Origin of the sequence: Tistrella arctica, from assembly GCF_039630945.1 — a bacterium.
In the GTDB taxonomy this organism is placed as follows: domain Bacteria; phylum Pseudomonadota; class Alphaproteobacteria; order Tistrellales; family Tistrellaceae; genus Tistrella; species Tistrella bauzanensis.
The window spans coordinates 256,231-278,694 of sequence record NZ_JBBKTV010000005.1; the positions used below are offsets into that span (position 1 = coordinate 256,231).

The following is a 22,464-nucleotide window of genomic DNA, read 5'->3' on the forward strand; positions in this document are numbered from 1 at the left end:
CTCACCCCTTCACGCACACCACCTGCTTCAGCGTGTGGACGATCTCGACCAGATCGGCCTGAGCCGCCATCACCGCGTCGATATCCTTGTAGGCACGCGGGGTTTCGTCCAGAACCCCGGCATCCTTGCGGCATTCGACGCCGGCGGTGTCGCGCAGATGGTCATCCAGCGTGAAGCGACGGTGAGCCTCGGTCCGCGACATCACCCGACCGGCACCATGTGCGCACGAGCAGAAGCTGTCGGCATTGCCGCGCCCGCGGACGATGAAGGACTTCGCCCCCATCGATCCGGGGATGATGCCCATCACCCCCTCGGCCGCCCGCACCGCACCCTTGCGCGTCACCAGCACCTCCTGGCCGAAATGCCGCTCGCGCGCCACATAGTTGTGGTGGCAGTTCACCGCTTCCAGATGCGCCGTGAACGGCCGGTCGAAGACCTGGCGCGCGGCCGCGATCGCGTGGGTCATCATCACCGCGCGGTTCGCCATCGCGAAACGCTGCGCCCAGTCCACCGCCTGCACATAATCGTCGAAATGCTCGGTGCCCTCGGCCAGATAGGCCAGATCGGCATCGGGCAGGTTGATGAAGAACCGCTCCATCTCACGCTTGGCCAACGCGATGAAATGGGTGCCGATCATGTTGCCCACGCCGCGCGATCCGGAATGGAGCATGAACCAGACCCGGTCGGCTTCATCCAGGCACATTTCCAGAAAGTGATTGCCGGTGCCGAGCGTGCCCAGATGCACCAGCGCATTGGCCTTGGCGAGTGCCGGATGACGATCGGTGATCCGGTCGAAATCCGGCGCCAGATCCGCCCAGGCACGGGTGGCGGCCTCAGGCGGAACGGCCCAGGATCCCGTATCGCGCTTGCCCCGCCCGACATGGCGGCCATGCGGCACGGCCTGCTCCAGCGCCGTGCGCAACGGTGCCAGCGTGTCCGGCAGATCGGCCGCGGTCAGCGAGGTGCGCACCGCCATCATGCCGCAGCCGATATCCACCCCCACCGCCGCCGGAATGATCGCGCCCCGGGTGGGGATCACCGATCCGATGGTCGATCCCTTGCCGAAATGAACGTCGGGCATCACCGCCAGCCATTTGTAGATGAAGGGCAGCGAGGCCGTGTTCAGCAGTTGCTGCATCGGCAGATCCGCCACCGGCACGCCCCGGGTCCACATCTTCACCGGTGCGGCACCGGCATGGCGCGCGGGTTCATAGACCTGGCTCAACAGATCATAGCTGCCGCTCATGGTTTTGATCCTTCTGGTCGGACGGCTGCCCGGTGGTCGTCTCAAGAGGTGTCAACAGGGCCAGCTTTGCCAGAAGCGTGCCGGTTCAGGCCCGGCCGCGCGCGCCACGCCATAACACCTTGTTCCGACATCTATAAACAGCAACCGCATGCGCCGGGCTTGCATCCCGCATCGGGCCCGTGAATTATCCACCTGTCTCGTTTCTTATCCTGTGGGATCGCCCTTATGGCCAAGCGCCGTGTCGCTCTGGGTTTTGTCGGCACCACGCTGGATGCCGGCCGCACGCCTGCCCGCTGGAAGCGCTGGCGACCGACCATCTCGCTCTGCCAGCAGGCGGCCGCCATCGGGCTCGATCGGCTGGAGCTGATCCATGACACCCATTCGCAGGGTCTGTATCAGCAATTGGCCAGTGACATCGCCGAGGTGGCACCGGCATTGACGCTACGCCCGCATCTGATATCGCTGACCAACCCGTGGGATCTGGAAGAGGTTTATGCGGCTCTGCATGATTTCGCGCGCCGCTATCCATTCGATACCGAGACGGAAGACTATCTGATCAACATCACCACCGGCACGCATGTGATGCAGATCTGCTGGTTCCTGCTGGTCGAAGCCCGCTATATTCCGGCCAGATTGTTGCAGATCTCACCACCCAAGGCGCGTGACCGGGATGACAGCCCCGGCAGCCACACCATCGTCGATATCGATCTGTCGCGCTATGACCGGATCGCCACGCGCTTCCGCGCCGAAGAGGCCGAGGGTGTGTCGGTCCTGAAAGCCGGTATCGAGACGCGAAATGCCGCGTTCAACCAATTGATCGACCGTATCGAACAGGTGGCGATCCGGTCGGCGGCACCCGTGCTGCTGACCGGTCCCACCGGCGCCGGCAAATCGCATCTGGCCCGGCGGATCTATGCGCTGAAGAAGGCCCGCCGGCAGATCGCAGGACCGCTGGTCGAGGTGAACTGTGCCACGCTGCGCGGCGATGCGGCGATGTCGGCCCTGTTCGGGCATGTCCGCGGCGCCTTCACCGGCGCCGTCACCGACCGCGCCGGCCTGCTGAAAGCCGCCAATGCCGGTGTGCTGTTTCTGGACGAAATCGGTGAACTGGGCCTGGATGAACAGGCCATGATCCTGCGCGCGGTCGAAGATCGCCGCTTCCTGCCGGTCGGCAGTGATCGCGAGGCGGAAAGCCGGTTCCAGTTGATCGCCGGCACCAATCGCGATCTTGGCCAGGCGGTGCACGCCGGCCGCTTCCGCGACGACCTGCTGGCCCGGATCAATCTGTGGAGTTTCGACCTGCCGGCCCTGCGCGCCCGCCCTGAAGACATCGACCCGAACATCGATGTCGAGCTGCGCCGCCATGCCGAGCGCGAGGGCCGGCAGGTGTCGTTCAATCGTGAGGCGCGGCAGCGCTATCTGACCTTTGCCACCAGCCCCGCGGCGGTCTGGTCGGGCAATTTCCGCGATCTCGGCGCCTCGATCACCCGCATGGCAACTCTTGCTCCATCGGGGCGGATCACCGAAGCGGTGGTGATCGAGGAAATCGCGCGGCTGGCCAGCCAATGGCGGGCAGCCACACCACCAGCCCCGACCGATGATCTGTCGGCCGTGCTCGATGCCGGGCGGCTGGCCATGATCGACCCGTTCGACCGGGTGCAGCTTGCCGAGGTGGTGCGGGTCTGCCGGGCGGTACCGAGCCTGAGCGCCGCCGGCCGCGTGCTGTTTCCTGTCTCCCGCGCCGCCAGGACCGCGCCCAACGACGCCGACCGGCTGCGCAAATATCTGGCCCGCTTCGGCCTGGGCTGGGCGGCGATCAAGGCTGCCACGCCGGGCGTTGAAGACGGCGCGTCATAAATGGCCACGGCCTTTGGCGACGGCCGGTGCTGAGCCAGCCCCCTGCCACGCCTCAGGCGGCGTCGGCCGGCACCTGAAGCCGCAGCAGGGCCGCGAGATCGCAGCGCGGCCGGATCAGATCCGCCAGGGTATAGCAGTCCATATGGGCAAAGAACGCCTCCTCCGCCTCGGCCAGCGCGCCGCGCAGGGTGCAGGCGGGCAGGATCGCGCAATGACCGCCCGGCTCGAAACATTCAAGCAGGCTGCTGTCCCGCTCGGTCTCGCGCAGAACCTGACCCACGCGGATATCGGCCGGCAGACGGGCCAGCCTGAGCCCGCCGCCCTTGCCGCGCACGGTCTCCAGATAGCCCAGCCGGCCAAGCTGATGGACCACCTTCATCAGATGATTGCGCGAGATGCCATAGGCCTCGGCAATCTGGCCGATGGTCACCAGCGGCCCCGGTGCCACGCCCACAAAGATCAGGCTGCGCAGCGCATAGTCGGAAAACGTGGTCAGGCGCATGACAATCGGAGCCTTCAACGACGGGCCGGCGCGAAACGGGACGGGCCGGCGCGAAACGGGACGGCACATCTCTAAGAGACGGTGCATCTTTAAGATATATTGCTGATGCCTGTCTGTGTAGGCCAGCCGGCCTCGAAAAGCACGAAAACGGCAGCCGGACCGCACCGGCTGCCGTTTTCGTCAGACCGCAGGCCCCGTTATGTCGGAACCGGCATGCCGGGGCTTGTCGGCGTGTGGAAGGTCAGAGCTTGGGCTCGACGATCTCGCGCGTCTCGACCGTGCCGTTCTTGAACTCATAGATCGCGAAGGTGCCGGACACATCGCCCGCGGCATCGAAATCGAGCGAACCCGATGCGCCGACATAATCGATGTCCTTGCCGTCCTTCAGCAGCTTCACCGCCTTCTCCCACTCACCCGGCATCACCTTCTCGCCCGGCGCATTGGCGACCTCGCGCAGCGCGTCGCGGATCTTGGTGCCATCGGTCGAACCGGCCTTCTCCATGGCCAGCGCCAGGACATAGACCGCATCATAGGTGGTGTCGATATAGGGCTTCGGCGGCAGTTCCTTGTACTTCGCCTCATAGGCTTCACGGAACAGCTTGGCGGCCGGGCTGTCGGCCAGGGCTTCCGGCGCGATGCCGACCGTGTCCTTCAGGTATTCCTCGCCGATCGCCGACGACATCTCAGGTGCCTTCAGGCCGTCGGAGAACACGAACTTGCTGAACAGGCCCTCTTCCAGCGCCTGACGCACGACCGTGGTGCCGTTTTCGGGATAGGCGATCAGCACCAGGGCCTCGGCACCATCCTTCGACGCATTGCTGAGCTCACCGCGATAGGATGCGCTGCCGGCCTCGAAGGCCAGAGACGCCGCGATCTTGCCGCCATTCTTCTCGAAGGTCTTGGTGAACTCTTCAGCCAGACCCTGGCCATAATCATTGTTGATGTACATGATCGACACGGTCTTGTAGCCCTCATCGGCTGCAAGCTTGCCCATCACGGTACCCTGAAGGGCATCGGACGGCACCGAGCGGAACATGAAGTCCTTGTCGTCGAGCGAGGTGATCACAGGCGAGGTCGAGGCCGGCGAAATCTGCGGCACCGACCGGGTGGCCGACACCGTGGTCGCCACCGGAATGCTGACGCCCGACGACAATGCACCGACCAGGCCGTTCACACCCGCCACCGACACCAGCCGCTGGGCGGCATCGACGCCTGCCTGGGCATTGGTCTGGGTGTCGGCGACCTCAAGGCCGAGCTTGCCGCCAAGCAGGCCGCCCTGGCTGTTGATCTCTTCCAGTGCCAGTTCGGCACCGGTGACCGAGGCCACGCCATAGGCCTGCAGGTCGCCGGTCAGCGGCATCAGGGCGCCGATCTTGGCCCCGGCCGCCCAGGCCGGTGCCGCGGCGACGATCATCGTGGCTGCAACGGCCGCCGTGGCGGTCCGGATCGGATTGAGCTTCATCGCTTCCCCATCTCTCGTATTTTGGTTGCGATCGTCATTGTGATCGGAACCGGGTGGCCGGCATGCCGACAGCGCATCACCCTGTGAGTGCCGCGGTGTCCGCAGCCCCTTGATGCCGCCGGTCCGACAGCCATGAACCATGCACGCCCGCACCCGTCACCATCTCCACATGGCGGATGCCGGCGCGCCTCCCCGGCTCCGGCTGGCCTCATTATGCACGGCACATGCCCGCTCCCAAAGCCCGATCACTCGCCGCAGGCACGATGGACGAGCCATGCAGATCGCGCACGGGTCTGGTGCCATGCAGAAGCTGCATTGTTGCAGTGCGAAATAGACCCCTCCCGGAACCGGTCGATCAGGCGTATCTCTAGCTCATCGAAACGATACGACGCGCCGCCGACGAGGCGCCCCGACCGAGCCCCCAGCAACCGCGACCGGCCCCCCGCCGGCACGCGACCGGTCGAGAGGCATCACTCGGACGATGACGGCGCAACCAAGGAGACTAAAGTCATGACCGCCTTCATTCCCGGCGTCATCTCGCTCAAGAACCTGATCGCCCGGACGGTCCGGTGGCGCCTGGAGCGTCGGACCTATGCCGAGCTGAAGTCGCTCGACGACCGCATGCTGGCCGATATCGGCATCTCGCGTGGCGAGATCCGCTCGGTCGCCTCGCATGGCCGCCATGGCCATGAGGCTGCGGGCTTCGGCGCCTGATCAGACGAATGGCCGGCGATCGGCCCGCTGCCTGATCGCCGCGCCTGCCTGATCGTGGACGTCACAAGTTTCGCGTCGAACGGCTGCCCTCCCTCGGCCCGACGACGCGCCTAACTGAAGCGCTTCCCCCGCTTCAGACGACCGGAGCCCTCCGCCGCCCTCCCTCGGCATGGCGGGCTCCACCACCAGGACGGTGTCTGCTGCGCCTCGCCCCCTGCCCTCCCTCAGGGGCACGAGAGCTGCGCGACACCAGACGACGGAGCCGGTTGATCCCCACTTGCGATCCCCCGGCGATGCTCTGAACGACGGCCCGGCCGCCCTCCCTCGGCCCGCCCGTCGGCCCCCTCCCCAGGGGCATTGCGTCGCCGCCGCAAGTCAACCGGACCCCGCATGAACGGCCCCGACGCCTCCCCCGTCGGGGCCGTTTTTTTATCCGGCATCACCTGCCAGATCAGGCGTACAGGCTCTCGATGGTGTCGGCATATTTCCGATAGACATTGCTGCGCCGGATTTTCATCGTCGCCGTGACCTCGTCGTCGTCGTGGTCCAGCTCCTTGGTCAGCAGATGGAAACGGCGGACATGCGAGACCGGCGCCAGGCCGGCATTGGCGCGAGCCACCTCCTGCTCCACCAGCGCCCGCACGCGCGGATTTTCGGCCAGCGACCGGAAGGTGGTATAGGCGATGCCCTGTTCCTCGGCCCAGCGCGCGACCGTGTCGTAATCGATCTGGATCAGCGCCGAGACGAATTTGCGCCGGTCGCCGATGACCACGCATTCCTTCAGATAGGGGCTGGATTTGACCGCGTTCTCGATCTCGGTCGGCGACAGGTTCTTGCCGCCGGCGGTGATCATGATGTCCTTGATCCGGTCGACGATGCGGATATGGCCGTCGACCTCCTCGCCGACATCGCCGGTATGCAGCCAGCCGTCGCGGATCGTATCGCGGGTCGCCGCCTCGTTCTTGTAATAACCGGCAAAGACCGATCCGCCGCGCACCAGGATTTCACTGGTGGTCGGATCGAGCTTCACCTCCACCCCGTCGACCGCCGTGCCGACCGTGCCGGGGCGCGGATCCTCGGGCAACTGCCCCAGCGCCACGCCGGCGGTTTCGGTCTGGCCGTAAACCTCGACCAGCGGCACGCCGATCGCCCGGAAGAACCGCAGGATGTCGGTTGAAATCGGTGCCGCACCGGTCAGCGCGATCTGCGTGCGCCGCAGCCCGATGAAATTCAGCAGGGCACGATAGACCAGCAGATACCAGATCTGGAACCGCAACCGTTCGGCCAGGGTCCACTGCCGGCGCGGCTTGTAGGCCAACGCCATGCCATCGGCAAGCGCGCGGTCATAGAGCGCTTTGCGCCAGCCCCCGGTTTCGGCCATCTTGATATGGATGGCGGCATGCAACTTTTCCCAGATCCGCGGCACCCCCATGAAGAAGGTCGGCGCCACTTCCCGCAGATCCGACTGCACCGTGCGCAGGCTTTCGCCAAAGGAAATCAGGCTGCCCAGATAGACCGGCGCGAAATTGGTCATCGCCTGTTCCGCCACATGACACAGCGGCAGATAGCTCAGGCTCGATGCCGCCGGCCCCAGCGACAGCCGCGCGATCAGCCCCGGCACCACGTGAACGATGTTGCGCCAGGTGATCACCGCGCCCTTGGGCTTGCCGGTCGAGCCCGAGGTGTAGATCATCAGTGCCGTGTCATCCAGCGTCTGGGCATCCAGCAGCCGGTCGGCACGCTCAGGTTCGGCCGCGTGGCGTTCGGCCCCCAGCCGCTCGACCTCGTCGAACGGGATCAGGTCGGGGTGGTCATAGGCCTTCAGCCCGCGCATGTCGACGACCACGATCCGGCGCAGCCGCGGCAGGTCCGCCCGGCAGTCCAGCACCTTGTCGGCCTGTTCCTGATCCTCCACCACCACCACGTCGACATCGGCATGGGCCAGCACATAGGCGACCTCATTGGCCGGGCTGGTCGGATAGACCCCGACCGTGACCGCGTGGATGATCCCCGCCCCCATCTGGGCGATCACCCATTCGGCGCGGTTTTCCGACAGCACGCCGACATGGCCGCCCGCCGTCACCCCCAGCGCCTCCAGCCCCAGGCCGAAAGCGCGGGCGCGCTCGAAATAGCCCGACCAGGTGATCGGCTGCCAGATGCCGAAATCCTTCTGGCGGATCGCCAGCGTCGACGGCTGATGGCGTGCATGCTCACGCAACATCTGCGGCATGGTCAGAACCGGCACCGCCATGGTTTCCGGCTTGCGCGCCTGCTCCCGTTCGGTCATGACAGCCACCGTTTACGCCGCTTGTAATGCTTGATGTCCCGGAACGACCGGCCGGCACCGTCCTCGCCGCCATGGCCCAGATAGAATTCCTGGACGTCCTGGTTGGCTGCAAGCTCGGCCGGCGTACCGTCGATGACCACCCGGCCGCTTTCCATGATGTAGGCGTAATCGGCAACCGCCAGCGCGATCGCGGCGTTCTGCTCCACCAGCAGCACGGCCGTCCCGCGCTCGCGGTTGATCCGCAGCACGATCGAGAAGATCTCCTCCACCACCATCGGCGCCAGACCCAGCGACGGCTCGTCCAGCATGATCAGTTGCGGATCGGCGACCAGGGCGCGGCCGATGGCCAGCATCTGCTGTTCGCCACCCGACAGATAGCCGGCCAGCCCCTTGCGGCGTTCCTTCAGCCGCGGGAAATAGCCATAAACCATCTCGATCGGATCGCCCGCATCGGCACCGGACGCGCGCCGGCCGCCTTTACGGGCGTAGGTCGCGGCGATCAGGTTCTCCTCGACCGTCAGATCCTCAAACACCCGCCGGCCCTCCATCACGTGGAACAGGCCATCATGCACCAGGCTGTCGGGCGCCCGCCCCCAGGCCTCGTGGCCACGAAACCGGATATGGCCCGCGGTCAGCCCGCCATTCTCCAGCCGGATCAAGCCGGACACGGTCTTGAGGGTCGTCGACTTGCCGGCCCCGTTGGCGCCAAGCAGGGCCACGATCGCGCCGGGTGCGACCCGGATCGACAAACCGCGCAGCACCTGGACCGTGTGATTATAGACGACCTCGATATTCTCGATGTCGAGCAGCGGCGGCGCGTGATCCCCTGCCTTGCCTGCGGGATCTGAACGGGATGCGGCAACGGTCATCGGGCGGACTTCCAGATCGGGGGCCGGTGGCCTCGCGCGCCCCGAACCGGGCGCCAGGGCCACCGGCGGATGATGACAATGCTCAGGTCAGCGCGATCCAGTCCGAGGCCGGGACGTAGCGCTTTTCCGAGAATTTGACCTGATAGATCCGGCCGACCGGCACCGAATGGCCCTTCAGCGACACCGGCAGGCCCATGATGCCGCCGGTATCCCAGCCATCAATACCCTCCAGCGCCGCCTTCATGGCCTTGGCCGACATGTCGCCGCCGGCAGCCAAGGTGCGGCGCGCGATTTCGGCGAAGATCATGCCGGTGAACCAGCTCGCGACATAGGGCACCGGCCGATAGGTCACGTCCGGCGCGACCTTCTTGGTATAGGCGCGCATGGCATCCAGATTTGGGCCGCTGGCATCGCTGTCGAAATAATTGTAGGGCATCACGCCCATGAAGCCATCCGACGGCTCGCCGACCTGATCGATCAGCAGTTTGTCCATGGTGTAATAGGTGCCCATGAACTTGGTCTTCAGGCCCATCTGCTTCATCTGGACGATGAATTCATTGATCGGCGACAGCACATAGCCGTGGAAGATCACATAATCAGGCCGCGACCGCCGCAGCTTCAGCACTTCGGCCGACACGTCCACGCTGCCCGGCTTGGTGACGATCTCGTCGACCAGTTCCAGCCCCAGCGTCTTGATCCGCGCCTTGGCCGACGCGATCGGATCGCGGCCGAATTCGGTGTCGCTATAAACCAGCGCGACCTTGGGTGCCGCACCTCCGCTCGCCTCGGCCTTGATGTATTCCAGCAGGATGCCGACCTGCTCGGCATAGCTGGGGCCGGCAATGAAATGAAAGGGGTAGCGCTGCGGATCGGCCAGTTCCGAGGCGAAGCTCGCCCCCGACATCACCGTGCTGCCAAGCTGGTTCAGTTCCGAGGCAATCGCCTTCTCGAAGCCGGTGCTGTCGCCGAAATAAAATTGCGGCTTGTGGGCGGCGGTGATCTTCTTGAACGCCGCGACCGACACATCGACCTTATAGCCGGTGTCCTCCATGACATAGCGGACCTTGCGGCCGTCGATGCCACCGTTTTCGTTCAACCATTCGACATAGTCGTTCAGGCCCTGATGGCCGGCGATGCCGGCGAAGGCGAACACGCCGGTCATCGGCAGCGAGCCGCCGATCACGATCTCGTCGGCCGCCAGCGCGATCCGGGGGCCGAAGCCGGTCTTCAGCGCCAGGCCCAGCGCCGCCGCCGCCCCGCCATATTTCAGCACGTCGCGCCGCGAGGCGGCCCCCTGAACCGTGCTCATGATCCTGCTCATGATATGTCTCCTCCCAATGCGCCACCGGTTCGTGCCGGCGGTCGTGCATGCATGTCGTTGCCGTGGCCCCATCGGCCGGTATCAGGTCCGGAACGGCCACAGATGGAAGAACCGTCTGAGCCGGCGCCACATTTCGGCCAGCCCATGGGGTTCGAAGATCAGGAACAGCACGATCAGCAGGCCGAACACCACCTCGCGCATCGGCGACAGCACCACCGGCGCCTGCGGATAGAACGGCGTCACCGCCGAGGTGATGAAGCGCAGCGCCTCAGGCACCAGGGTCATGAAGATCGCGCCCAGAATGCCGCCCATGATCGTGCCCATGCCGCCGACGATGATCGCCGCCAGAAAGAAGATCGACATGGTCAGCGGAAAGCTCTCAGGCGTCACCACCCGGAAGAAATAGGCGAACAGCCCGCCGGCGACACCGGCATAGAACGAACTGAGCGCGAAGGCATAGAGCTTCCAGCGCAGCAGATCGATGCCCAGCACCTCGGCCGAGATGTCGCGGTCGCGGATGGCGATGAAGGCGCGCCCCACCCGGGTACGGAACAGGTTGCGCGCGCCCATGCAGGCCAGCACCGCCAGCGCCATGATCAGCCAGTACATGTCCCGGTCGTTGTCGAGCACATAGCCGAACAGCGATGCCGGCGGAATGCTGATGCCGCCGATGCCGCCGGTGACCGGATCCCAATGCGCGAACACGAAATGCAGGATCACGCTGGCGGCCAGGGTGGCGATCGCCAGATACAGGCCCTTGACCCTCAGCGACGGCAGGCCGACCAGCACCCCGAAGGCCGCCGATGCAAGCCCCGCCATCGGCAGGGTAGCGATGAACGGCACCCCCCAGCGGCTGGCAAGCACCGCCACGGTATAGCCGCCAAGCCCCATGAAAGCGGCCTGCCCCAGCGAGATCTGGCCGGTGAAGCCGGTCAGGATGTTCAGCCCGGTGGCACTGATCACGTTGATCGCGACCAGACAGGCCAGATAGATCGTGTAGTCATTGCCGATCAGCGGGAACACCGCGATCAGAACCAGCAGGCCCATGAACCAGCCCCGGCGCACCGGCGTGTCCAGGATCTGCTCGTCGGCGATATAACTGGTCTTGGCGTCACCGATACGCATCGCGGGTCATGTCTCCGGTGGCGTGGCGCGGGGTGGGCTTCTACAGCCGTTCGATCTCGCGGGTGCCGAACAGGCCATAGGGGCGCGCGATCAGGATCAGAGCCAGAAGCGAGAAGGTGGCGAGCTGGCGATATTCGCCGCCCAGATAGGTACCGGCGATGGTTTCGAACCAGCCGACGAACAAACCGCCGATCAGCGCGCCCAATATGCTGTCCAGCCCGCCCAGGATCACGATCACCAGGATCGACAGCCCGACCACACCCATCTGCGGGCTGAGGCCGCCGCTGGCCGCGACCAGTATCCCTGAGATGGCTGCCGCGAAGGCCCCGGCGATCCAGGCCGCCGAGAACACCTTGGGCACCGCGATGCCCATGGAATAGGCCGCCGCCTGATCGGATGCCGTGGCCCTGAGCGCCACGCCCCCGCGTGAGAAGCGGAAATACAGCAGATAGATGGCGATCACGCAGGCGGCGATGATGAAGGCCCAGGCCGATTTGGGCGCCACATACATCTCGCCGATAAACAGCGGCTCGCCGGGCAGAAAGTCGGGCAGCAATTGCGGATCGGCGGTCCACAGCATCTCGGCCAGCCCGATCAGCACACTGGCGATGCCGATCGTGACCATCACCACCGAAATCGGATTCTCGCCCAGCATCGGACGGATCGCCACCCGCTCGATCACCCCGCCCAGCAGCGAGCCGCCGATCACCGCCAGCGGCAGCGACACATACCATGGCCAATCCAGCAGGCCGGCGAAGGTCAGGAACAGATAGGCCGAGATCATCATCATCTCGCCCACGGCGAAATTGATGACCCGCGTCGCCTTGTAGATGATCACGAACCCGAGCGCGATCAGCGCATACAGCCCGCCGGTCGCCAGCCCTGCAAGGCTGACCTCCCCGAAGAACAGCCAATCCAACGGCCGCCTCCCCCTTCGCGCATGGAAATCCGCCACTGTGCCAATGGCGATGGTCGCCGGGTCGCCGCCGGATCAGGCCGCTTCCTGTCCCGCCATCAAACGTTCCCGCATCAGGCCGACATCGCCGGCGCCCAGATAGGCACGGATCACCTCAGGATCGCCCTGGACATCGGCGGGGCGCCCGGCCGCGATCTGCCGGCCGAAATTCAGCACCACGACATGATCGGAGATATCCATCACCAGGCTCATATCGTGCTCGACCATCAGCACGGTGACACCCCATTCATCCTTCACGTCCAGAATGAAGCGGGCCATGTCCTCGCGTTCCTCACGGTTCATGCCCGCAACCGGCTCGTCCAGCATCAGCACCGATGGCCGCATCGCCAAGGCACGCGCCAGTTCCACCCGCTTCTGAAGGCCGTATGGCAGGGCCCCGACCGGCAGACCGCGGATATGGTCGATTTCCAGGAAATCGATGATCCGCTCCTCGACCTCGCGCCGCAGCCGTGCTTCCTCGGCGCGGGCGCGACCGCCATAGATCAGCGCGTCCACCAGCCCGGTCTTCAGATGCACATGTGCGCCGAGTTTGATGTTGTCGAGCACGGTCATGCCGCGGAACAAGGCGATGTTCTGGAAGGTGCGGGCCAGGCCCAGCGCCGCGCGGGCCGGCGGCTTCAGCCGGCTGATGTCGCGCCCGCGATACCGCACGCGCCCGATATCGGGCTTGTAGAACCCCGATATCGCGTTGAACAGCGAGGTCTTGCCCGCGCCGTTGGGGCCGATCACCGTGGTGATCGAGCCTTCTTCGACGGTCAGCGATACATCGGTCAGGGCGGCCACGCCGCCGAATTTCAATCCGATGCCCTCAACTTCCAGGACAGCGGTCATGATCGGCACCGGCGGCCGGACGGATGCGCCGGACGCACCTCCCCCGCCCCTGCGGCATGCCCCCCGGCATGTCGTCGCGTGCAATCGTTCACCGGTAATGTCTCCCTCCCTCACGGGGCGGTCTTTATTATTTTCGGAACCGCTCCCGTGTCTTCAGGCTAGGAAACTGTCGCAGCCTCGTCAATCCCGTTTACCCACGGGTAAGAAAATTTCCATGCCGTCGAACGTATCAATGATCATGATCTTCGGGCGCCGGCGCGGCGCGGAAGCGCGTGCCGGCGCCGCCCGATCAGCGCCGCACGAACCGCCAGATACCGTCCGTCCCGATCTCACGACGGATCACCCCCTGGTGAACCAGGTTGTTGATATGTGCCAGCGCCTCGCCGGTGGCGAAAACCAGTTGCTGTGCATCCAGCGTCCGGTTGCCGAACAGCAGCGGGAAGGTGTCGCGCACCGTCATCGGTCGCTCGCCGCAGGCGGTCAGGATGGCATCCAGCCGGTCGCGGTGATGGGCCGCCAGGGCATTCACCCGGAAATGCAGACCATGGAACGGCGCGTCATGCGATGGCAGAACCAGCGTGTCTTCGGGAAGCTCCAGGAATTGCGGCATGTCGGCCAGGAACATGGCCAGCGGATCGCCATCGGGTTCGGCCGGCCAGACCGCAATATTGGGGCTGATCCGCGGCAGGACCTGATCGCCTGAAATCAGCACCCGGCGCGCCGGCGAATACAGCGACACATGCTCGACCGCATGGCCCCGGCCGATCAGCACCTGCCAGTCATCGCCGGCCATGCGCAATGGCGCGTCACGCGACATGCGGGTGAAGCTCTGCGGCAGTTCAGACACACCCTTGCGATAGCCGCTGGTGCGGCCGTGAATGCCCTCGATCTCGTCAGGCGTCAGACCCGCCTTCTGATAATAGGCAAGCCTGGCGTCGTGGTTGCCCGAGGCGACCTCGTACCAGACCGACCGCGCCATCAGCCATTCGCCAAGCGAGGCATGGAACCGCGCGCCGGGCCAGCGGCGCACCATCCAGCCGGCAAGTCCCATATGGTCGGGATGGAAATGGGTGACCACGACCCGGGTGACCGGACGCCCCTGAAGCGTGGCCTCGAAGACCTGCTCCCACATATCGGTGGTCATGCGGGTGTTGATGCCGGTATCGACGACGGCCCAGCCGTCCTCGCCTTCATCCACCAGCCACAGATTGATGTGGTTGAGCGCAAATGGCAGCGGCATCCGGACCCAATAGATGCCTGGTGCGACTTCTAGACTGTGTCCCGGCTCCGGGCGGGTGTCGAGGGGATAGACAATCCCGGCGGCACGATCCATGATTTTGCCTTTCCTAGCATCACCTCCCCCTCTTGCGAATACGATCGGCAGGCCCTGCGGCCATGCCTTGCCGGCGGATCCGCGCCTCTGCGGGCGCGTGGTCCGGCCGACTGGCTTCCGGAGCGGGCGGCTCGTAGACACTGGCCGCCGTCTGGTCCGGTGGTGCAAGCCTCCGCCCTGAAGGGGCTTGCGTCAACATATCAGCAATCCTGACCGATCAGACCAGGGCGGCCCCCGTGCCGGGGGCCGCCACTGTCCGACGTCCGAATCGCCGTTCAGATCTGGTCCGTCTTGCCGTCCGCCCGGATGATCAGGCCGCGAACTGGTCGGGGCTCAGCGCCATCACGCTGGCCGAACCCGCCTTGACCGACCGGGCGAGGCCGGCCGCCTGCGGCAGCACCTGCTCGGCATAGAAGCGGGCGGTGACCAGTTTGGCCTCAAGGAAGGACGCGTCATCGGCGCCCTCTTCCAGCCCGCGCAGCGCCGCACCAGCCGACAATGCCAGCATCCAGCCGCCGCACACCGTGCCCATCAGCCGCAGATAGGCGGTGGCGCCCGACAGCACGGCCTGGGCATCTTGCCCCGACTGCGCGATCAGCCAGTCGGTGGCGTCATCGGCGGCGGCCGACGCCTCGGCCAGCGCCGCCGCGATCACCTGGGCATCGTCACCACGTGCGGCCGCCATGGTCTCGGCCACGGCCTTGATCTCGGCCACCAGCGCCTTGATCGAGGTGCCCTGATCCATCGACAGCTTGCGGCCGACGAGATCCATGGCCTGAATGCCGTTGGTGCCTTCATAGATCAGACAGATCCGGGCATCACGCATGTGCTGGGCGGCGCCGGTTTCCTCGATATAGCCCATGCCGCCATGGATCTGAACGCCGGTCGAGGCGAGCTCGAAGCCAAGATCGGTCGACCAGCCCTTCACGATCGGGATCAGCACCTCGACGCGACGCTGGGCGATCCGGCGATCTTCCACCTCAGGGGCATGGCGCGACCGGTCGATCATCGCGGCCGTGTACAGGCCCAGCGCCCGCATCGCCTCGGTCTGCGACTTCATCAGCATCAGATTGCGGCGCACATCCGGGTGATGGATCAGGGTCGCGGCGCCCTCCTCGCCGGGCGCGCGGCCCTGGCGGCGGTCCTGAGCATAGGCCAGCGCCTGCTGATAGGCGCGCTCGGCAATCGCATAGCCCTGGATACCCACATTCAGGCGGGCATTGTTCATCATCGTGAACATGTATTGCAGGCCGCGGTTTTCCTCGCCGATCAGAAAGCCGGTGGCGCCGTCATTGTCACCGAACTGCATCACCGCGGTCGGGCTGCCATGGATGCCCAGCTTGTGTTCAAGGCTGGCGCAGCGCAGATCATTGCGCTGTCCAAGGCTGCCATCGGCGTTGACCAGGAATTTGGGCACGATGAACAGCGAGATGCCCTTCACACCCGCCGGTGCATCCGGCGTGCGCGCCAGCACCAGATGGACGATGTTGTCGGTCAGGTCGTGTTCACCATAGGTGATGAAGATCTTGGTGCCCGTGATGGCATAGCTGCCGTCGTCGCGCCTGACCGCCTTGGACCGCAGCAGCGCCAGATCGGAACCGGCCTGCGGCTCGGTCAGGCACATCGTGCCGGTCCAGTCACCGGAAATCAGCTTCTCAAGATAGGTCTGCTTCTGCGCGTCGGAGCCATGCGCCGTCAGCGCCTCGACGGCACCAATGGTCAGCAGCGGGCACAGCCCCCACGCCATGTTGGCCGAATTCCACATCTCCGCGCAGGCCGACGCCACCGCCATCGGCAGGCCCTGGCCGCCGAATTCCGGCTCGAACGGCACGGAATTCCAGCCGCCGTCGACGAATTGGCGATAGGCGTCGCGCCAACCCTCAGGGGTGCGGACCACGCCGTTTTCGATCGTCGATCCGGTCTGATCACCGGTGCGGTTCAGCGGCGCGATTACGCCCCCCGCCAGCTTCCCCGCTTCTTCGAGGATCGCATCCACGGTGTCGGGGGTCGCGGCATCACAGCCGGGAAGCTGCGACAGACCTTCGATGTCGACGATCTCGCGCATCACGAAGCGCATGTCGCGGATGGGAGCGGTGTAACCGTACATGATGTCCTCGGGTCTCAAGGGCCGTGTTGACGTCGTGGGCCTTGTATCAGTCGTTGAACACGAGCGGGCGTGTCCGGGGCTGTCGGATGCGGCGGCGGCGGCGGCCAGGGCGCGGCGCTGCCAGCCATCGGCCTGAAAAGCAAACGCTCGTTTGGTGGCCATCCATCATCCGGGGCCGCTCGAAGGGCCCCGGCGGCCCGGCCCGGCCCCTTTGATGCGACCGCCGCCTGCCCCGCCCGACCGGCCGGGACAGGCCGCTTTCGCCTTGGGTTATAGCACCGGCCGCTCGCCTCTGCAGGACATAACTTGTCCCCGGCCACGCCAATCGACGACCGATCGTGACAAAACGGGCGCCGGATCGGTATCCGGCGCCCTGCGTCAAGGTCGTCATCTGGCGGATATGGCGGCGATCATGCAGCCGGGGCTGGTGCCTCCGGTTCGGGATCGGCCGCAACCGGTGCCGCCACGCCGGCAGGCCGGGCGATCGCCTGTACCATCTCGGCGGCGATCACCGACAGGCGCGTGGCCTCGTCCATATAGTCGCGCACTGCGGTCTGGGCACTGCGTCCGGTCAGATCCACGACATCACCCGGTGTGCGGCATGCCACCAGTTGCTTCTGGCAGTCGACGTCATCGGCCAGCCGGCGCGCCACGAAGGCACCATATTCGTGAACCATACGGCCAGCGGCCGACGCCAATGCGCGGTTCATGACCATCCAGCTTTCAAACGCCGCGCGATTAACACCGAGCAGGGTATCGAAAGACACGGGCGGCATCAGCTTCGTCGCCTGCGATCTGTCTGTGGTCTGGAACGGCATTGCGATCATGTCGATCTGTCCTCCACCCAGGGCCACCGGAACCCGTCATGGCCGGATGGCCGCGGCTCCGGGACAAGACAGAAGCATGGACGATCCGCCATACCTCATCCTTGATATGGATCAATACCATAGACGTGGCCGCGCACGGTCAGTTCACCCGCGATGCGCGCCGGACGAAATCCCCGACGGCGGCGCCGCGCAGCAGGCTGAGGCGATAGCTTGCAACCGCCCCCCTGGCCGTGGCCAGATCCGTGGTGGGCAGTGCCGCCACCAGCCGGTCCAGGCGGTCGACATCCAGTACCTCGCGGGCGAGCGGGGTCCGCTTGATCGACTCGGCCATGTCGGCGATACCGCCGGCATCCGCTTTCACCGCCTCGTACCAGTCTGCTGCCTGATAGCCGCGGCGGTCTTCGTTCAGCAGCGGCGCCGGCAGGCGGTCGGCCAGCGCCGTCCGGGCCAGCCGCCGCGCCACACCATTGCGTTGGAAGTGCTCCGTCGGCACTGACAGACAATATTCCAGCAGATCGATATCGCTGGTCGGGTCGCGACTGTCCAGCCCCCAGGCGGCCAGCGCGCCTTTATGGAAATTGCCCCCGTCGATACGCCGCAGGACCATCATCCGCATGGCGATGCCATCCGCCCATGGACGATATCCCAGATCGAAATCCGCGCCGCGTGCCATCTCCTCGGCCATCTCGATTTTGGCCGGATTGATCAGCGTCACGTGATCGATTGCCACCTCCTGCCCTGTAACACGACGCAGCCCCTCCCAGACCGATCGCGGCATCACCGGGCCAAAGGCATGAAACACCGCGCCACGCCAGCGCCAGCGCCCACGACGGACACTCGCGCGCATCTCACGGAACAGGGCCAGGTAGCGGCGCTGCGACAGCAGTTCCTGATACAGCGTATCACCACCATAACTGAGCCCCATATTGCCCATCTGGCCGGACAGAAGGATCCGATCGCCCGCAGCCTGCGCCAGATCGTTGATCCGGTTTATCCAGACGTGGTTGCAGGGATTCAAGATGGGGCGATCACAGAACTGGAAGCCGAAATCGATCCGATCAAGCGGCGAGGTACCGTTGGGGGGAACCAGAACATGATCGATGTTGGGATAAAGCGCCGCGACGCTCGCCGCCAACGGCCCCTCATCGGCATATCGACCGCGCGTCACCTTGCCGCGGAAGCCGGGCCTTGGCACCGACGTGTATGCCGTGACCCGGCCATTGCGCGCCGCCATCTGCCGCGCCGCCGTCGCGGTCACCGCGGCGCTGTCGAAGCCGGAGCTCAGATGTGAGGTCACGCTGCCACCAGCACCCCGCAGGCATGCCGCGGTCGCCCGGTCCAGATGATGGCGCAGGCCTTCGGCATAGGCCTCATGGCTCGGCAGGTTCAATATCTCCGGCGCCGGATTCCAGTATCGCCGCGCCGTGAGGCCATCGGCCGTCACCACCACCACATGGCCGCCCTCGACCCGCTCGACGCCCTCGAAGAACGAAGCGGTGCCGTTCTCGGGCAACAGGGCCACGAACCCGGTCATACGGGTCATGTCGGGGGCCTGCGCCAAGTCAGGCAGGGCCAGAAGCCCTTTCGGCATGCTGGCAACAGCAAAGAAGCCGCGGCCATTGCGGCGGCCACGATGATAATGCAGCGGCCGCTGCCCCAGATGATCACGCGCCAGCACCAGCCGGCGGTTCACCGCATCCCAGACCGCGATCGCAAAGGCGCCGCGCAGTCGGTGCACGCACTCCACATCCCAGCGCTCGAACGCCGCAAGCAGCACATCCGCATCGGACAGCATCCGCAGACGATCGGCGGTGATGTCCAGCGCCCGGGCCAGATCCTCGCGATTGTCCAGCCGCAGATCGGCAATCAGGGTGAACCGCCCGCCGCCGCCCTCCAGCGGCTGACGGTCGTGGGCGTCTTCCGGCAACAGCCGGTTCAGACGAATGCCCAGCGTCACCTGATCGTCGCCCCAGTCGCGGTCCGCCATGCCCGGCGCATACATCGCCTGGGCGGAAAGCATGCGATGGCAGGCGTCATCACCATCGGTGTTGCCGTCGGCCTGCCAATAGCCCGCCAGAGCCGTCATGACGCCCCTCCGGTGTGGGCGAGGCCGCTGAAGACGGCCGAGCGACAGGCCTGAAGCTTATGGCAGATGAATCGTGACGTCATGGACAGGGACACACCGGAGTTGGACGCAGACAGCGCGGATGATAGCCCAATCATCCGCGCTGCAACATGCCTGTGTGTCATTGGAACCAATCGCGAGGTCGCCGGCTGCGTCAGCCTTCGGCCGCGCGTGGCACCAGCCGCCGGAACAACTGAACCGGGCGTGCCGGGGCGGCACCGTGCGGCTGGATCTTCAGGATCTCGGACCAGCGCGCGACCGGCCGGTCATCAGGTGCCTGCACCGTGGTGAAGCCGCATTCCAGCAGCATCGAGAACTGATCGGGCAACAGGTGGCCCGTCGCTCGGATCTCGCCGTCGAAGCCCCTGTGCTCACGCAGGCTGCGGGCGATCGTGAAACCGCGACCATCGCGGAATTTGGGGAAATCGATGGCCACCAGATCGAGCATCGTCAGATGCGGAACCAGGGCGTCCAGCCGGTCGCTCGACGCCAGAGCCACCCCCCGTGCCTGCTCGTCGCCGGCAAGCTCAGGCGCCGGACCGCGCGCGGCCACGAACCGCGCCAGCGGCAGAATCGTTCGCACGCCCGTCACCACCTCGTCGGCCCCGACCGTCTGCCAGACGTCGGCGATCGGCAGTCCCTTGTCATTTACCAGGGGCATAAAGCGCCTCCTTGAACGGTGCGATGCCAAGACGGCGATAGGTGTCGACGAAGGCCTCGCCGGGGTCGCGGCGGGCGACATAGACGTTCAGAATGGTTTCCACCGCATCGACCACGTCTTCGTAAGACACCGATGGGCCGATGATTGTGCCGACCGCCGCATGGTCGTCGGCCGCACCGCCCAGCGTGATCTGATAGGCCTCCACGCCGGCGCGGTCCAGCCCCAGAATGCCGATATTGCCGATGTGATGATGACCGCAGGCATTGATGCAGCCCGAGATGTTCAGCGTCACTTTGCCGATGTCATGCTGCCGGTCCATATCGGCGAAGCGTTCGGCGATCCGCTGGGCCACGGGGATCGACCGTGCGGTGGCCAGCGCGCAGTAATCCATACCCGGGCAGGCGATAATGTCGCTCACCAGACCGATATTGGCCGTCTCCAGCCCGCTGCCGGCCAGCGATTGCCACAGCGCATACAGGTCATCCAGACGGACATGGGGCAGAACCAGGTTCTGTTCATGAGCCACCCGCACTTCACCGAAGGAATAGCGGTCGGCCAGATCCGCAACCAGATCCATCTGCGCATCGGTGGCATCGCCCGGAATGCCGCCCACCGGCTTCAGCGACAGCACGGCCGAGACGTAACCCGGCTGCTTGTGCGGATGGGTATTGGTGCGCACCCAGGCAGCGAAACCGGCATCACCGGCGCGGGCCGCCTCGAAACGGTCGGAGACCGCGGGCAGGCTCTGGAAGTCGGGTGCCACGAACCGCCGGGCGATCGCCTCGACCACCTCGGGCTCCAGACGATAGGCGTCCGGATCCATGGCGGCGAATTCCTCTTCCACCATGGCGATGAAACGCTCGGGCCTGGTCTCGCGAACCAGGATCTTGATCCGGGCCTTGTAGAGATTATCCCGGCGGCCCAAGGCGTTATAGACCCGCAGGATCGCTTCCATATAGCGCAGGAAATCCGGCACCGCCAGCCAGTCGCGGACCTTGGTCGCCACGATCGGCGTGCGGCCAAGGCCGCCGCCGGCATGGATCTCGAAGCCGACCTCGCCCGCCTCGTTGCGTCGGGCCAGAACCCCGATGTCATGCAGGCGCACGGCGGCACGATCGTTCGGGCTGCCGGTGATCGCGATCTTGAACTTGCGCGGCAGGAAGGTGAATTCCGGATGGTCGGTCGACCACTGGCGCAGGATTTCGGCATAGACCCTGGGGTCGACCACCTCGTCGGCGGCGGCACCCGCGAACTGGTCGGTGGTCACGTTGCGGATGCAGTTGCCGCTGGTCTGGATGGCGTGGATGTCGGCATCGGCCAGCACGTCCAGAATATCCGGCGTATCGACCAGTTTCGGCCAATTGAACTGAATGTTCTGGCGGGTGGTGAAATGGCCATAGCCCTTGTCGTAGACCCGCGCCACATAGGCCAACTGCCGCATCTGATCGGAACTCAACACGCCGTAGGGCACCGCCACCCGCAGCATATAGCCATGGAGCTGAAGATAGAGCCCGTTCATCAGGCGGAAGATCTTGAATTCCTCTTCCGTCAGTTCGCCGGCGATCCGCCGTTCCACCTGCCGACGGAACACGGCCGCGCGATCCTTCAGGAAATCGCGATCCTCGATGTCATAATTATAGATGCCGGCATTGGCCCGGCGGCGCGGATGCGGCGCCGCCGAAACCGGCGGCACTGGCGGTTCGGGGCGGTCGCCGCTCTGCTTGCCAAGGTCGCTGCGCACGCTCGGCCCCAGCGTGCGGATATGCTCGCGACGGGTCAGCGGTGTACGGGTCTGGTCGTCCAGGCGCACCGGCGCCTCGGCCACCGCCACGACGATCTGGCGCTTTTCGCCCTCGGCCGCCTGCAGGCGCGCAGCGTCGAGCGCCGCATCGTCGAACACGGCGGCACCATCGACCCGTTCCACCCAGTCGCCGGCTTCGTTCAGCCAGACGGCGACACCATCGGTCAGACGGTTGGCGGAAATGACACTCAAGCTCATAACCCGAACTCCTGCTCACCACCGATCAGCCGGCCATGGGGACGGCGGCGATGGTGAAGGGGCAATTCGCCGTGATCAGTGTTGTTTCACGGCATAATCCACACACGAGCATCATATATACGGGGATGCCGGGCAATTGCAACACGTACCCTTGTGAATAAAGATGATACTGCCATCGCTGTCGTGGCAATAGCCGCGAGGTTGGATGGCCTGCCCCGGTCC

At 65.5% G+C, this 22,464-nt stretch carries 17 protein-coding genes; 2 read left to right on the plus strand and 15 right to left on the minus strand.

Annotated features, from left to right (window positions below):
• Window position 1: 1 nt before the first annotated feature.
• Window positions 2-1,246 (minus strand): RtcB family protein, encoded by a 1,245-nt coding sequence (locus WG924_RS12795; RefSeq protein ID WP_345933431.1) that lies wholly within the window; start codon window positions 1,244-1,246, stop codon window positions 2-4.
• Window positions 1,247-1,471: 225 nt separating this feature from the next.
• Here WG924_RS12795 and rtcR point away from each other — a divergent pair, with 225 nt between their 5' ends.
• Window positions 1,472-3,103 (plus strand): RNA repair transcriptional activator RtcR, encoded by a 1,632-nt coding sequence (gene rtcR / locus WG924_RS12800; RefSeq protein WP_345933432.1) that lies wholly within the window; start codon window positions 1,472-1,474, stop codon window positions 3,101-3,103.
• 52 nt (window positions 3,104-3,155) lie between these two features.
• Here the strand turns inward: rtcR and WG924_RS12805 are convergent, their stop codons facing one another.
• On the minus strand, window positions 3,156-3,605 hold the full coding sequence (locus tag WG924_RS12805) for an Rrf2 family transcriptional regulator (protein WP_345933433.1): 450 nt from the start codon (window positions 3,603-3,605) through the stop codon (window positions 3,156-3,158).
• Between the two features lie 241 nt (window positions 3,606-3,846).
• Entirely contained in the window at window positions 3,847-5,067 is a 1,221-nt protein-coding gene (locus WG924_RS12810; protein ID WP_345933434.1) for an ABC transporter substrate-binding protein, read from the minus strand.
• 510 nt (window positions 5,068-5,577) lie between these two features.
• On the opposite strand from WG924_RS12810, the gene WG924_RS12815 reads away from it, so the two are divergent.
• Window positions 5,578-5,781 (plus strand): DUF1127 domain-containing protein, encoded by a 204-nt coding sequence (locus WG924_RS12815; RefSeq protein ID WP_188579934.1) that lies wholly within the window; start codon window positions 5,578-5,580, stop codon window positions 5,779-5,781.
• A 451-nt stretch (window positions 5,782-6,232) separates the two neighbouring features.
• Here the strand turns inward: WG924_RS12815 and WG924_RS12820 are convergent, their stop codons facing one another.
• From WG924_RS12820 to WG924_RS12875, 12 genes are all read right to left on the minus strand, one after another.
• Entirely contained in the window at window positions 6,233-8,068 is a 1,836-nt protein-coding gene (locus WG924_RS12820) for an AMP-dependent synthetase/ligase (protein ID WP_345933435.1), read from the minus strand.
• The gene (locus WG924_RS12825; RefSeq protein WP_345933436.1) at window positions 8,065-8,937 is read right to left on the minus strand and encodes an ABC transporter ATP-binding protein; all 873 of its coding nucleotides are present in this window, start codon (window positions 8,935-8,937) and stop codon (window positions 8,065-8,067) included. Before WG924_RS12825 ends, WG924_RS12820 begins: the two co-directional genes overlap by 4 nt.
• Before the next feature lie 82 nt (window positions 8,938-9,019).
• On the minus strand, window positions 9,020-10,246 hold the full coding sequence (locus WG924_RS12830) for an ABC transporter substrate-binding protein (protein ID WP_372045158.1): 1,227 nt from the start codon (window positions 10,244-10,246) through the stop codon (window positions 9,020-9,022).
• Window positions 10,247-10,339: 93 nt separating this feature from the next.
• Window positions 10,340-11,383, minus strand: coding sequence for a branched-chain amino acid ABC transporter permease (locus WG924_RS12835; RefSeq protein ID WP_345933438.1), 1,044 nt, complete (start codon window positions 11,381-11,383; stop codon window positions 10,340-10,342).
• A gap of 40 nt (window positions 11,384-11,423) precedes the next feature.
• The gene (locus tag WG924_RS12840; protein WP_188579941.1) at window positions 11,424-12,302 is read right to left on the minus strand and encodes a branched-chain amino acid ABC transporter permease; all 879 of its coding nucleotides are present in this window, start codon (window positions 12,300-12,302) and stop codon (window positions 11,424-11,426) included.
• Between the two features lie 72 nt (window positions 12,303-12,374).
• Entirely contained in the window at window positions 12,375-13,190 is an 816-nt protein-coding gene (locus tag WG924_RS12845; RefSeq protein WP_345933439.1) for an ABC transporter ATP-binding protein, read from the minus strand.
• Window positions 13,191-13,479: 289 nt separating this feature from the next.
• A complete protein-coding gene (locus tag WG924_RS12850) occupies window positions 13,480-14,523 on the minus strand; it encodes an MBL fold metallo-hydrolase (protein WP_345933440.1) in 1,044 nt (347 codons plus the stop codon).
• A 310-nt stretch (window positions 14,524-14,833) separates the two neighbouring features.
• Entirely contained in the window at window positions 14,834-16,630 is a 1,797-nt protein-coding gene (locus WG924_RS12855; protein WP_345933441.1) for an acyl-CoA dehydrogenase, read from the minus strand.
• 410 nt (window positions 16,631-17,040) lie between these two features.
• On the minus strand, window positions 17,041-17,457 hold the full coding sequence (locus tag WG924_RS12860; RefSeq protein WP_345933442.1) for a phasin family protein: 417 nt from the start codon (window positions 17,455-17,457) through the stop codon (window positions 17,041-17,043).
• Between the two features lie 139 nt (window positions 17,458-17,596).
• Window positions 17,597-19,543, minus strand: coding sequence for an asparagine synthetase B family protein (locus tag WG924_RS12865; RefSeq protein ID WP_345933443.1), 1,947 nt, complete (start codon window positions 19,541-19,543; stop codon window positions 17,597-17,599).
• 193 nt (window positions 19,544-19,736) lie between these two features.
• Window positions 19,737-20,243, minus strand: coding sequence for a DUF934 domain-containing protein (locus WG924_RS12870; protein WP_345933444.1), 507 nt, complete (start codon window positions 20,241-20,243; stop codon window positions 19,737-19,739).
• On the minus strand, window positions 20,227-22,242 hold the full coding sequence (locus tag WG924_RS12875; protein WP_345933445.1) for a DUF2849 domain-containing protein: 2,016 nt from the start codon (window positions 22,240-22,242) through the stop codon (window positions 20,227-20,229). Before WG924_RS12875 ends, WG924_RS12870 begins: the two co-directional genes overlap by 17 nt.
• Between the last annotated feature and the right edge of the window lie 222 nt (window positions 22,243-22,464).